The organism is Desulfosarcina cetonica JCM 12296 (assembly GCF_001311845.1).
In the GTDB taxonomy this organism is placed as follows: Bacteria; Desulfobacterota; Desulfobacteria; order Desulfobacterales; family Desulfosarcinaceae; genus Desulfosarcina; species Desulfosarcina cetonica.
This window is the reverse complement of record NZ_BBCC01000190.1, coordinates 1-11,526: the sequence shown is the minus strand read 5'-3', so window position 1 is coordinate 11,526 and position 11,526 is coordinate 1. Positions and strand designations below refer to the sequence as shown.

Annotated in this window: 15 protein-coding genes; 2 read left to right on the top strand and 13 right to left on the bottom strand. The window is 55.3% G+C overall.

The annotated features are described in order from the left end of the window. The 8 genes from JCM12296_RS27895 to JCM12296_RS42655 form a co-directional block, all read right to left on the bottom strand. Window positions 1-352, bottom strand: a 352-nt coding sequence (locus JCM12296_RS27895; RefSeq protein ID WP_172684148.1) for a DUF389 domain-containing protein, incomplete at its 3' end; no start/stop codon positions are given. Window positions 353-363: 11 nt separating this feature from the next. Beyond that, window positions 364-1,299, bottom strand: a complete 936-nt coding sequence (locus JCM12296_RS27890) for a hypothetical protein (RefSeq protein ID WP_054699967.1) — start codon at window positions 1,297-1,299, stop codon at window positions 364-366. Between the two features lie 137 nt (window positions 1,300-1,436). Continuing rightward, complete coding sequence (locus JCM12296_RS27885) at window positions 1,437-1,727, bottom strand: hypothetical protein (RefSeq protein WP_054699964.1); 291 nt, start codon at window positions 1,725-1,727, stop codon at window positions 1,437-1,439. A 19-nt stretch (window positions 1,728-1,746) separates the two neighbouring features. Next, window positions 1,747-2,037 (bottom strand): hypothetical protein, encoded by a 291-nt coding sequence (locus JCM12296_RS27880; RefSeq protein WP_157067956.1) that lies wholly within the window; start codon window positions 2,035-2,037, stop codon window positions 1,747-1,749. Beyond that, the gene (locus tag JCM12296_RS27875; protein ID WP_054699960.1) at window positions 2,012-2,647 is read right to left on the bottom strand and encodes an amidohydrolase family protein; all 636 of its coding nucleotides are present in this window, start codon (window positions 2,645-2,647) and stop codon (window positions 2,012-2,014) included. Before JCM12296_RS27875 ends, JCM12296_RS27880 begins: the two co-directional genes overlap by 26 nt. After that, window positions 2,644-2,931 carry a hypothetical protein gene (locus JCM12296_RS27870; RefSeq protein WP_157067955.1) on the bottom strand — a complete coding sequence of 96 codons (288 nt, stop codon included), beginning with the start codon at window positions 2,929-2,931 and terminating at the stop codon, window positions 2,644-2,646. Before JCM12296_RS27870 ends, JCM12296_RS27875 begins: the two co-directional genes overlap by 4 nt. A gap of 115 nt (window positions 2,932-3,046) precedes the next feature. Further along, entirely contained in the window at window positions 3,047-3,214 is a 168-nt protein-coding gene (locus tag JCM12296_RS50940) for a response regulator transcription factor (protein WP_213182698.1), read from the bottom strand. Between the two features lie 13 nt (window positions 3,215-3,227). Continuing rightward, on the bottom strand, window positions 3,228-4,010 hold the full coding sequence (locus JCM12296_RS42655) for a hypothetical protein (RefSeq protein WP_218188324.1): 783 nt from the start codon (window positions 4,008-4,010) through the stop codon (window positions 3,228-3,230). A gap of 1,021 nt (window positions 4,011-5,031) precedes the next feature. Between JCM12296_RS42655 and rsgA the strand changes: the two genes are divergently transcribed. After that, a complete protein-coding gene (gene rsgA, locus JCM12296_RS27860) occupies window positions 5,032-5,904 on the top strand; it encodes a ribosome small subunit-dependent GTPase A (RefSeq protein WP_246804986.1) in 873 nt (290 codons plus the stop codon). Between the two features lie 56 nt (window positions 5,905-5,960). Here the strand turns inward: rsgA and JCM12296_RS42650 are convergent, their stop codons facing one another. The 3 genes from JCM12296_RS42650 to JCM12296_RS27850 form a co-directional block, all read right to left on the bottom strand. Beyond that, window positions 5,961-7,037: a carboxyl transferase domain-containing protein gene (locus tag JCM12296_RS42650; RefSeq protein WP_218188323.1), complete on the bottom strand. Its 1,077-nt coding sequence runs from the start codon at window positions 7,035-7,037 to the stop codon at window positions 5,961-5,963. Beyond that, window positions 7,013-7,582, bottom strand: a complete 570-nt coding sequence (locus tag JCM12296_RS48280; RefSeq protein WP_218188322.1) for a carboxyl transferase domain-containing protein — start codon at window positions 7,580-7,582, stop codon at window positions 7,013-7,015. The genes JCM12296_RS42650 and JCM12296_RS48280 overlap by 25 nt, the downstream gene beginning before the upstream one ends. A 285-nt stretch (window positions 7,583-7,867) precedes the next feature. Beyond that, a complete protein-coding gene (locus tag JCM12296_RS27850; RefSeq protein WP_281492178.1) occupies window positions 7,868-8,260 on the bottom strand; it encodes a winged helix-turn-helix transcriptional regulator in 393 nt (130 codons plus the stop codon). 158 nt (window positions 8,261-8,418) lie between these two features. On the opposite strand from JCM12296_RS27850, the gene JCM12296_RS37175 reads away from it, so the two are divergent. Beyond that, window positions 8,419-9,270: an SDR family oxidoreductase gene (locus JCM12296_RS37175; protein WP_083456586.1), complete on the top strand. Its 852-nt coding sequence runs from the start codon at window positions 8,419-8,421 to the stop codon at window positions 9,268-9,270. An 853-nt stretch (window positions 9,271-10,123) separates the two neighbouring features. Here the strand turns inward: JCM12296_RS37175 and JCM12296_RS27835 are convergent. Together JCM12296_RS27835 and JCM12296_RS27830 are read right to left on the bottom strand one after the other, a co-directional pair. Then, window positions 10,124-10,918, bottom strand: coding sequence for a hypothetical protein (locus JCM12296_RS27835; RefSeq protein ID WP_157067954.1), 795 nt, complete (start codon window positions 10,916-10,918; stop codon window positions 10,124-10,126). A gap of 68 nt (window positions 10,919-10,986) precedes the next feature. Then, window positions 10,987-11,451, bottom strand: coding sequence for a bifunctional UDP-sugar hydrolase/5'-nucleotidase (locus JCM12296_RS27830; RefSeq protein ID WP_157067953.1), 465 nt, complete (start codon window positions 11,449-11,451; stop codon window positions 10,987-10,989). Window positions 11,452-11,526 lie beyond the last annotated feature (75 nt).

Here is an 11,526-nt window from a genome sequence, read left to right as displayed (position 1 = left end):
CCACGCCGGCCAGTGCCCCCGCGAGATTCGGCCGGGCAAAGGCATAGGCTGCCGCTGCCCCGGAAATGAAGGCAACCAGCAGATCCCGTATTTCGGGTGTGGTGCGGGCGATTATTTCCGCCGTGAAATCCTCGTTGGGATTGAGGAAACCGATCAGAACAGACAGGCAGAATCCGATACCAATGCCACCGACGATGCTGCGTATGGAGAGATTGAAAAGCCTGATGTTGCCCTGGACCAGGGCAAAGCCTACCCCGATCAGGGGACTCATCAGTGGTGCCACCAGCATGGCACCGATGACCACGGCTCCGGAATTTTGCAGCAGACCCAGCGCGGCGATGGCTGTGGCCATACCCATCATGATCAGAAAATCGGGACTGAAGCGGGCTCCGGCCAACAACATGTCGAATACGCGCACGCGTTCGGTGGCATTGAGTTTCGGCAAGTATCTGGACTGCCAGTCCCGCAAGGCGTCAATGCGTTCCCGGCGGGCCGGGCTGTAAACCGCGACGGTGCCCCTGGCTGACGCCGGCACTTTTTTTCATTCCACAATTGATGAAATCGATGCAGCACCTGCACACTGGATGCTGTAATCAACATGGTGTCGTCGGGACGCAAGGCCCGCACCAGTCCCTGCATGGTATTGGCGGCAACAATGACATCCGGTGCGAATTTGTCGGATATGTCGATTCCGATTTCGCGCAGTTTCAACTCCAGCTCCTTGCGGGCCGTTGCCCGGGCGTCGGTTCCGAACGCCGGCCCCACCAGCAGGGGCACGACGGTTCCGCCTTGATGCGCCAGATCCAGGGCAAACGATAAAGAGTCCTTGGTCATCGAAGCGCCCATGGGAACCAGGATGCGACGTTTCTCGATGGAACCCGAGGGAACGGCGTCTATCAGCAGGGTTTCACATGGGGCAAACCGAAACAGTCTTTCGGCAAAAGAGGCATCCTGGTACGTTTCTCCGATGCGGCCCTCGGTGCCGATGATCAGGCAGTCGAAGGCATGCGCATCGATCGTTTTGAGTACCGACGCCACCGGGTCGGGATCCCTCAGATACGCGATATCGACATCCTGAAGCCCGTCGCCGGACGCCTTCAACGCCTGATGCACCGCTCGCAGGAGCCCCTCTCCGCTGATTAGGCGTTCCTGGGTCAACGGGGTCATGGGTTCGATGGGGTGGCCCGTGAAACAGCACAGCACCGTCACAGGTCCAAAACGGGGACCTGACAACCGCCCGAAACATTCGATCATCGTCCCGGCGTATTGCGCATCGGTGATCACCATCAGACTTTTCATGGGCCGCCTTTCGTTAGTGCGGAAGCCGAGACGTCAACCCCCAACTCTCCAGAGGTGAACGCGTCGTAAGCCCGTTTGTCCTATGAAAAAATCAGGCAACACAATTTTGCCGTGGCGCATATCCCGAGGCCCTTACTTCACTCCGGCATCAAGAAACGTAAAAGGTTTCGACGGTTTGCCCTGCCTAGTAGCACAAGCGGGCGCCAATTATCCATGATGACCACTTCTTCGAGTTTGAGCCCGGATGTATCGGCGATCCCCTCATAAAGGTCCTTTAAAGTCTTCGGCGCGGAAGTGTAGAATGGCTTGCCGATTACTTTTAGAATACTCTCATAGGTAAGTGCCTCGGAGTCTATGAAAATCTTCTTCCAGACATCACGCGTGGCGATGATCTTGTCTTTTACAAGGTGGCCGTACTGTTGTCCCATCTCCTTGTTAACTTTATATTTATGCCTCGATCAATGTTAAGGCTGGCGGAAAGAAATAATTCCACCATCTTTTACGGGCCAGCTGCAATTTCTCTTCGATCTCCCACCAGCCATAGTCGTTGTCGTGCGCGATCAGCAGCGGGGCGTCGGTCAGGAAGGCATTGGTGAACACCTCGTCGAAACCCAGCGGTGCCTCGGTCGGTGTTTGAGCACTGATGTGGAAACGATGGTGGAAGTCGCTCAACCGACCGTAACGCGCGGCGGTGCGTTGAACAGCATACATTTCATAGGTGGTGACGCCTTTGGCCATATAGGCCACCCACACCCAGCGCACCCTGGCGCAGCTCTTCGTCGATCCGGGCCATGATCCGGTTCATCTGATCGATACTGCTACGCGTGACCGACCAACCGGGAACGCCGTCGGCAGCCGCTTTAGCAATGAGTGGCGAGCCGATCGGGGTGTCCAAGGCGCCCTCGATTTTGAGGCCGTCATGTACGATCATGCGCACGAATGCGAGACCAACCGTGGCGCCGTAGTTGACCTGCCAGCGATCGACTTTGCCGTCGTACCACTCGGCCGTATTCAGGATGCCGTTTTCCAGGTCCAGGGCCGAGGTCACGCCGTCGCGCAGCGCCATCTTGATGCCGAACGGCGTCTGGCTGTGGTATTGGGTATCGATGAAACCCGGCGCCACCACCAGCCCCTCGGCATCGATGGTCTCCTTGCCCGTGATCTTTTTCTTTGTGATGACGGCGATCTTACCGTCCTTGACGCCGACGTTGGCGATCTGATTGAAATTCGTCTCAGGGTCCATGACCCGGCCGTTGTTGATGACCAAGTCGTAATCCTTGGCCATGGCCGGCAAAGCCATCGTCAGCACCAGAACCAAAAATCCGAACAGTGTTCCTAACTTTTTCATTTGGCATCTCCTTTTTGGCTGCAAATATCGAGGCACTCCACGCTCGGCAAGGGAATCGCGAAGCTATACAGATGCTGCAAAATGCCCATCAGGGCCGCCTGGTCGGGGAGCTGCCCCATGATTTGGGTAACCGTCTCCTGATCCCCGGTTTCGAAGGTAACAATCGCCATACCCTGCAGATAGTCGGCCCCGTGCTGGCTTGGTTGGCCGGAAATGCGGATACGGTAGGTGGCTGGATAACTTACCAGGAATTCTGTTTTTTTATTGTAGGCCATCTTCTCCACATTAGCGTAGTATCATGGCTGTCATAGTCAGACAATCCCCCGAAAAGGTGCAGAAAAGGTGCAGCCAGAGTTTAATAAAACCGGGAAAGCGGATAGGACTGCGTAGCCTCAACGACTATTGCACAGGAACCAGATGGTGTCTGAAGGCCTCGACAACCGCCTGGCGGCGAGAATGAACGTTCAACTTGCGGTAGATATTGGCCGTGTGCCGTTTTACCGTTATGGGAGAAATAAACAGTCGATCCGCGATTTCCTTGTTGCTGAGTCGCTCGGCGAGTAACATCAGAACGTCCAATTCACGATGGGTCAATCCTGCCGAAAGCCGATCTGCGGTCAACGACACGGTTTCGAGGTCTTGATCTTTGGTGGATATCTTCTCTTCGAACCCATCGAGAATGGATTTGATATGCCGATTCCCGGGATGCATGGACGGTAAGGAACGCGCCGGCATTCCGACTGCCCCTTGAACAGTCCGTTGCCATGGCCTCGTCAAGCAACCGGAGCGCCTTGTCCCTCCGGCCCGTCATCGCATAGCTGCCGGCACTGTACATGATCGCCAGAACGTGCAGGTACGGATAGCGTTCGGATGAGACATTCAGCGCCCTGAGGGCATGCTTGAGGGAGGCTTGCACATCGCCCTGCCAATAGAAATAGAAGCCGCGCTGGGCATCGATATCCCCTAAAAGCTTCTGCCGCCTGGATTCGGACATTATCGTTTCGGAGCTGTTCAGCAGAGCCTCGGCATTGTCCATCAAAGGGCGCATGCCATTAAAATCCCAATGGAACAGTTTCCCATAGGCGTGGGCCACAAGAAGAGCGGGCCATCGCTTTTTTTCTGAATCCATGAAGAAGTCGATCACCAGGCGATTGTTATTCGTGATGCCTTGGACGACTCGTTCGGGGTCATCCGTACCGGATAGCGAGACCCGGGTCATCCAAAGGCCGGCGACCCATCCCTCGGTTCGGTCGTGAATCCTTTTGATGGCGCCGGTGGAAAGGACGCTTCCAGCTGTCTGTGCGAAAAATGCCTGTGCCTCCTGTAGGGAAAAACCAAGATCGGCTGCCCGAAACACGCCCATCCAACTTCGAACATGCCACTGCGCCAGCGGCAGTGGTGGATCCACGCGGGTTACGATGACAAGGTGAACCCTATCCGGAAGGTATTGAACCATTCGGGCGAGTATGGCCAGGGCAGACTGCGCCGCAATCGTATGGAAGTCATCCAAAACGACAACCAGAGGGTTCTCCAACGAGTTCAACGCTGAAACCAGCTTGTCGGCGAGATGGATATGCGCAGGCGCGTACGCCGATGAGCAAGTATGCGCTTAACGGAAAAACAGCTTTTTCAGGTCTATTCTGCCTTGTTTGATCTGATCATCAGGCTGAAAGGGTAGCTTCGAGGCCTGTCTTTGTGGTAATGTCGGCCATCAACATGGGAACCGCTTAGGCGAATGAAAGGAGCATTCATGTTCAAGACGATAGTGGATATTGTGTCAATCGTTGCCGACAAGAGGACGAATACGGCGGCGGCTGATTGACCAGAACTCGATAATGGGTCTCCTGCGTTGAGCGATTGTCGGGCCTGCGGCAGGTCCAAGGAAACGACGTCGCAACTCAGGCCTCAACCCAAGCGCTTTTTTCAAACGCGGTTGGTCTCACCGGATCTATTTCCCTGCTGGTGTCATCCAAAACCCCTCCGCTAGACTTGTCCTCTTTTCAGGTAACGAATTATTAACTGAAATTACAATATGTTGATGCGTGATTCAAGTGCCTTCTCCGTACTGGCCTTGAAGCCATGCACCGATTGCTATTGAGAAAACACGAGACAACAACGTGGAGAATAAGACGCATCATGAAACCTTCAGAAAGCGCATTGACAATGGACCTTATCCCATCGCTGGCAAGGCTGGGGTGGTCCCCCTTCTTTCAGATGCACCTGGATAACCTATCCGATGGCAGGCTCGAACCGGCCAGAGTGTCGGTGTGAGGAAAAATAGTTTCTCTGTCAGTCAAGGAAAAGGGAGTCGCCTTGCTCGGGTGGCAGGCCGGCTGAACCATCAACCGGATGGCTTGTATCCCGTCGCAGGAGACTGGGTGGTCATGACGGATCATGTGATTTCCAATGTCCTACCCAGAAAGAACGTGCTGTCCCGGGGCGCTGCAGGCCGGCGTGGAAAAGAGAACGCGCAACCCACACGGGCACAGGTCATCGCGGCGAATCTCGACACCGTGTTTGTGGTTTGCGGTCTGGATCGTGATTTTAACCTGCGGCGCATTGAAAGGTGCCTGACGCTCATCTACAACTGCGGTCTGAATCCCGCCGTCATTTTGACAAAAGCGGATCTGCATATGCATCCAGAGGTGTTTACCCGTGAGGTTGAAACCATTGCGTTCGGGGTTCCGGTACATTTGGTCTCCGCAAAGGACGGGTTGGGACTCGTTCAATTGGAAGACTATCTGTCACCCGGCAAGACCTGTACCCTGATTGGATCATCGGGCGCCGGCAAGTCGACCCTGGTGAACCGTCTATACGGAAAGTCCATCCAGTTGACAGGATCGGTCAGCGAAACCGTGGGCAAGGGAACGCATACCACCACCAGCCGGGACCTGATCATCATGCCCCAAGGCGGAATGATGATCGATAATCCCGGTATCCGGGAGATTGCCTTTTGGGACGGGGATGGGGGGATGGAACACGCCTTTGCGGACATCGAAAGGCTAGCTTTGGAATGCCGCTTTTCGGATTGCAGCCATATGCATGAACCTGGCTGCCGCGTTCAGCAGGCCTTGATCGAAGGGGAGATTACCAAGGACAGAGTTGAAAACTACCATAAAATGAAACGTGAAATGATGTATCTTTCTGATCGACAGCATAAGACGGCCAACCGCGTCGAAAGGGAACGCTGGAAAACGGTGGCCGCGGAAATCAAGGCGATGAAGAAAAGACGGGGTAAAGAAAGGGTAAAATTGTAAATCAGATCGCTTCGTCATCAAAACGGGCCGGATACGGGATTCTGTATCCGGCCCATTCATTTCTGCGGGAGACAGGCACCCAGCGGGGGGCCATGGTGAACACCGTGCGGCCGTTCAGCATCGCATGCCCCGTTTTTTGGGACCCAGCTGGTTCTTCTCCACCTGGTAGGCCATTTCCACCCACTCGCAAAGCAGCGGCCGGGTCTGCACCGGATCGATGATATCCTCGACACCGAAGCCTCGGCCGTTCGAAAGGGGGAGGCCACGGCCCGGTACATCTCCTGAAGCCGTTCGAGGTGGGCTTGCGGGTTGTCGGCAGCCTCGATTTCACGGCGGTGGGCCGCGTAGACGCCGCCCTCCACCGGAATGTTACCCCAAACCGCCGATGGCCAGGCGTATCGCCAGCTCAATCGCAGGCCGCTTTTCTGCGCGCCGCCGGCCACGCCGAAGCATTTTCGGATGTAGATGACGGCCATCGGCACGGTTGCCTGGATGATGGCGAAACTGGCCCGGACGCCTTTGCGGATGGTGCCTTGCTGTTCGCTTTGCATACCGATGGTGAAACCCGGCTGGTCGACGAAGTTGACGATGGGCAGGTGAAAAGTGTCGCACATGTCGATGAAGCGCTGGAATTTCTCGGCCACGTCATAATTGAAGGAGCCCCCCAGAAAATTGGGATCGTTGGCCAACACGCCAACGGGATAGCCGTTCAGGCGTGCCAGTGCGGTGATCTGCGAGCGTCCCTGATAGCGGCCGATTTCGAAAATCGAGTCCCGGTCCAGCACCAGCCCCAGCAAGGCGCGCATGTCATAGGGCTTGCGATTGTTCCGGGGGATGATGGACCTGAGGCCCATTTCCTTGCGGCCGGGGGCATCCGTCGCTTCTTCGTTGCGTGTGGGCATCTCCCACACGTTGGCCGGCAGGTAGGAGAGAAATTGTCTGACCTGGTCGAGGGCATCCTGTTCGTCGATGGCATCGTTGTCCACGACGCCGGTCTGCCGGGTATGCAGCAGGTAGCCGCCCAATTCCTCCTTGGTGCGTTCCTCGCCAAAGGCGGACTTGACCAACGGCGGGCCGCCAACGAAGACATGGCACATATTTCTGACCATCACCGAGAAATGACTCTGCACCATGTAAAGCGCCCCCAGCCGGCCACGGAACCGAAGCCGGCCGAGACCACCGGCACCTCGGACAGCACTTCCACACGATCCTGGGCGCACTCGTCGCCCGAGCTGGGCAGTTCGGTGTATCCGATGTCGAGAATCTCCCGGATCGATCCGCCGGCACCCTCCACCAGTCGCACCATGGGCAGCTTCAGCGAGCGCGCCATCTTGACGAAATAGGCGCCCTTGCTTTTGTACAGCCGGCCCACCGAGGCCCCCTTGATGGTAAAATCGTCCCCATGAACGGCAACCCGTCGGCCGTCGATTTTGGCGATACCCATGACAAACGGGCAGGGGACCAGGGTCTTGAGCACATGCGGATCATGATCGTCGTAAGTGGGCGCGCCGGCCAGAAGACCTCTTTCCAAAAAGGTTCCCGGATCGCAGAGGCTGTCAATGCGTTCCCGCACGGTCATTTTCCCCCGGGCGTGCTGTTTGGCGATATTCTTTTCCCCCCCCAGGCCATGGGCGGTCTGTTTTCTTCTATCCAATTCGTCGAGTTCTTTACGCCACACGTGACTTGCCCTTATCTTATAATTTGCAGGAGTGTTCAGAACCATGGACCATTTGCTGAAGAGCATCTTTTCATAGCTTAGTTTTGAGTAGATGTCTATAAACGCGTCCCGCCTGTCAGGGCAACCGCATTTGGATCGATTCCTATTTTTCGCGGTCAAGGACCGCTCCTACAAGTTCCTGTGATGCCAATATTTATCGTTGTTTTTTGTCGGAGCTGGCCTTGCCTGCAACCATTCTTTTGCAGAATAGGTTCCAAATGCGTTTACCCTGCCCGCCTGTTCCCGCTATCCGGATGATACGGGGGGCGGGCCGCTTTTTTGATCCGATGGCTTGGCAGCATGTTCCGCCGATTGGCGGGCTTCCAGCACCTGCGGCAGATTCGTCTCAATCCAATCCGCCAATGCGGCAACCCGTTTGGCGACTTCCTCACCCAACGGGGTAAGGCTGTATTCCACAAAAGGGGGCACCACCGGGTAGGCCACGCGCAAAACAAACCCGTCTTCGGTCAGCGACCGCAGGCTTTGGGCCAGCATCTTTTCGCTGACACCGCCCATTTTGTTCCGCAATTCACTGAAGCGGTGTTTCCCATGGAGCAGGGCAATCAAGATCAAAACGCCCCAGCGACTGCACACGTGTTTGAGGATTTCCCTGGAAGCAGGGTGTTGCGAATAAATCACCTTTTTTCAGGCGATCACTCAATGGATTTGCCGTTGTGGATGGGGGTTCGGTTTTCATTTTTTTTCATACTTACCTATTTGTACGTACTTACGAAAAGTTAGTATTGAGATTATATTGCTGCCAGTTTTAAAATCAACCCCAACAAAGGAGATCAACCATGATCGTGATTACAGGTGCATCCGGGAATTTGGGCCGGCTGGTGATCAATGAGCTCTTGAAATCCGTATCCGCATCCGAACTGGTGGCCATGGTGCGCAACCCGGCCTCGGTGGAAGACCTTGCCAGGCAGGGGGTCGGCGTGCGCAAGGCCGATTATACCCAGCCGGACACGCTGGACGCAGCTTTTCGCGGAGCCGATAAGGTGCTTTTGATTTCTTCGAATGAAATCGGTCAGCGCGTCGCCCAACACACCCATGTTATTGCCGCGGCGAAAAAGGCCGGTGTGGGGCTGCTGGCGTACACCAGCATCCTGCGTGCGGACACGACCCCGTTGGGACTGGGCGTAGAACACCGGCAGACGGAAGCCAAGCTGGCCGAATCCGGTATCCCGCATGTGGTGCTACGTAACGGTTGGTACACGGAGAATTATGCAGCCGGTATCCCCGCCGCTTTGGAAAGGGGTGTCATTTTGGGCAGCGCCGGAGACGGTCGCATTGCCTCCGCCGCACGGGCCGACTATGCCGCCGCCGCGGCAGCCGTGTTGCTGCTTGAAAACCAGGCCGGCAAGGTCTATGAGCTGGCCGGCGACGAGGCCTACACCCTGAGCGAGTTCGCCGCCGAAGTCGCGAAACAGTCCGGTAAATCGGTGCGGTATCAGAACATGCCCGAAGCCGAGTATGCCAAAGCCCTGAAAGCGGTGGGATTGCCGGAGGCCCTGGCCGATATGCTGGCCGATTCGGACGCCGGCGCCGCCAAGGGTGGTCTTTTCGACGCCAGTAAAACCTTGAGTACATGCATTGGTCGGTCGACCACCCCGCTGTCGGAAGTGGTGGCCAAGGCCTTGGCGTAGTACTTTTAAACTGTTGACGCCCAACGACGGTTGCTTATCGAGAAAATGCGGGTCAGTGGCAATCGGAATGATCAGGGCGTGGGATTCGCTAGTAGAACTTCCAGCCTGATTGAAATCCAGCGAGAAAATAAATTGAGAATTCTGATAGTAATCATCGCTGGATCCATCATACAGATAAAAGAACTTATGCCGGAATGACAGGCTCATATAGGTGTTCAGATTGGCGGAGATGGCATTGTTGGTTTCGCTGCGGATCCGCCATGGATAGCCGTTTTCATCCTGAATGCCGGAAAAGGCGTCAAAATCGAAGGAATAGGTGAAGTGCGTTAAAAAGGGAATGTCGATGCTGGCCAAAAGTTCGATGCCGTAAAGGGCCGCCTCGGCAGGGTCCTGGATTTCCTTTTCAAAACCAAATCCCAGTTTACCTTCGAAATCCTTATACAGGGCCGAAACGCCCAGGGTCTCGCGCAGCAATATCGGCTGCAATCCATCCACAGGCTCGACCACCGTGTCGCCGCGGAGTTTGTTATACGCCCGAAGCGTTTCGTTCAGGTTGTATTCATAGAGAAATGTGCCTCTCAGGATGTTGTTTAAATACTCCTTGTCCTGGCGGCTGTAGAGCATATACGGGCTGAAAACAAAGCGATGGGTGTCGTTGTAAATGGTGAGATCGATCTTGTTTTCGAGTCCCCACTTGTTATAGGTCTTCGAGGGTTGTCCTGCGGGGGTTTCGGTATCTTCGCCCCGTTTGACGCCACTGTTGTCGATGAAATTGGACAGGTAGGCATCCACCGTCGTCCTGAAGCGCCGATCCAGATAGGCATAGTCACCACGCAGCACCACCTGCGCGTTTTCAAGGTCGTCCTTCAACAAATCCGTCGCCGTCATCCAGGTATTGGTATCGGGAAACGACTTGCGCAGCCTCCGGCGGATCAGCTGCATGGCGGGCTGCGTGGCGGCCACCCGATACGGCCGGGTGCCGACAATCGGGTACCCCTGCACGGTGGCCTTCGTACGATTGACGCCCGTGATCACCAGGTCCTTTTTTTTGTTCCAATACCCGATTCAATTCATCGCCGGTCAAGGTAAAGAGAAAAACAAAATAGTCCCGGTTGACCATGGACAGGAAGTCCGAGGATTTGATGTCCTGGTTGAGCGACAGGGGTTTGATGGTGTCGGTTTCGACCACGGCGATCTCGCAGTCAAAGCGGTCACGAAGCAGTTGCGCGAAGCGAACGTCGTCGATCTTTGATTCCACGGCATTGAGGTCGGAGATCAGCTTCACCTCGTCTTCAATGAATTTCTCCTTCCACAACGAAAGACGGTTTTTAAACGCTAGGTATACGGCCTCTTCGGTCGGCTTGGCAGTAGTCTGCTTTTGCGCGAAGGCCTTTACCCGAATGGTGTCATCGACGATCAGGTCGAGACGAAAATAATCCACGTTGTCATTCAGCATGAGAACGGATCGGCCGTCGGCCAGGTCCATCCGGGATGTCTGGACGGAAAAAATACGCCCGGTGTAATCGCCGCCGCACAGGGCCAAGCCGATTTGCGGATGGGCTTGAAGCAGGTCGATCGTATCACCGAGATTGCGTCCGGAAAGCAGGATGACATGTTTGATGCCGGTTTTCTCGATTTCGGCCAGCACCGGCAAAAGCGCCTCTTTCTCATTGATCAGGTGGTAGTCATAAAGACTTTTCTCGGCAATATCGATTTCTATTTTTTTGAGGAGAGGCCGATGACGGCAATCCGTTGGCCGGCCCTGCTGAATTCAAACCAGGGTGTAAAGATGGGCGCCTTCCCCTTGGCGATGTTGGCGGACAGCAGGCGCACATTCTTATATTTCTGTAGATATTCAAGATTGCTGGCGCCGATTTGGAGGTCCTTGGACGATACCAAAACGGCGGAACAGGCGAAGTAATCCAGAAAATCCATCATGATGGCGCCCGAGCTGTATTTTGAGAGCACGCCGGGATAAAATGCATTGCCCAAATCCAGGTAGAGATCTGCACCACCGCGGGTCTCGGCGAGAATATCCTGCGCCAGGAGCAAAAGGGGATCGGTCGTGTCCTGGTTTTCGATGTCGAGGGAGAAATCGCCTCTGAGATTGGCGGTCAACACGAGCGACAGCGGGGTTTGTGCCAGGGTTGCGGTCGGATGAAGAAGAAGGAAAACCAGCATCGTTCCGAATGCCAAAAAAACGGAGCAACCCAAAACCGAAAAGTGGATATGTTTCATCACCTGGTTCTATAGTTT

Bases quoted from the DNA above. Each gene is read 5' to 3' on its own strand.
- JCM12296_RS27890 (WP_054699967.1), bottom strand. From the start codon at position 1,299: ATGAAAAGTCTGATGGTGATCACCGATGCGCAATACGCCGGGACGATG.
- JCM12296_RS27885 (WP_054699964.1), bottom strand. From the start codon at position 1,727: ATGGGACAACAGTACGGCCACCTTGTAAAAGACAAGATCATCGCCACG.
- JCM12296_RS27880 (WP_157067956.1), bottom strand. From the start codon at position 2,037: ATGGCCAAAGGCGTCACCACCTATGAAATGTATGCTGTTCAACGCACC.
- JCM12296_RS27875 (WP_054699960.1), bottom strand. From the start codon at position 2,647: ATGAAAAAGTTAGGAACACTGTTCGGATTTTTGGTTCTGGTGCTGACG.
- JCM12296_RS50940 (WP_213182698.1), bottom strand. From the start codon at position 3,214: ATGTTACTCGCCGAGCGACTCAGCAACAAGGAAATCGCGGATCGACTG.
- JCM12296_RS42655 (WP_218188324.1), bottom strand. From the start codon at position 4,010: ATGGGCGTGTTTCGGGCAGCCGATCTTGGTTTTTCCCTACAGGAGGCA.
- rsgA (WP_246804986.1), top strand. From the start codon at position 5,032: ATGACGGATCATGTGATTTCCAATGTCCTACCCAGAAAGAACGTGCTG.
- JCM12296_RS42650 (WP_218188323.1), bottom strand. From the start codon at position 7,037: ATGGTGCAGAGTCATTTCTCGGTGATGGTCAGAAATATGTGCCATGTC.
- JCM12296_RS37175 (WP_083456586.1), top strand. From the start codon at position 8,419: ATGATCGTGATTACAGGTGCATCCGGGAATTTGGGCCGGCTGGTGATC.
- JCM12296_RS27830 (WP_157067953.1), bottom strand. From the start codon at position 11,451: ATGCTGGTTTTCCTTCTTCTTCATCCGACCGCAACCCTGGCACAAACC.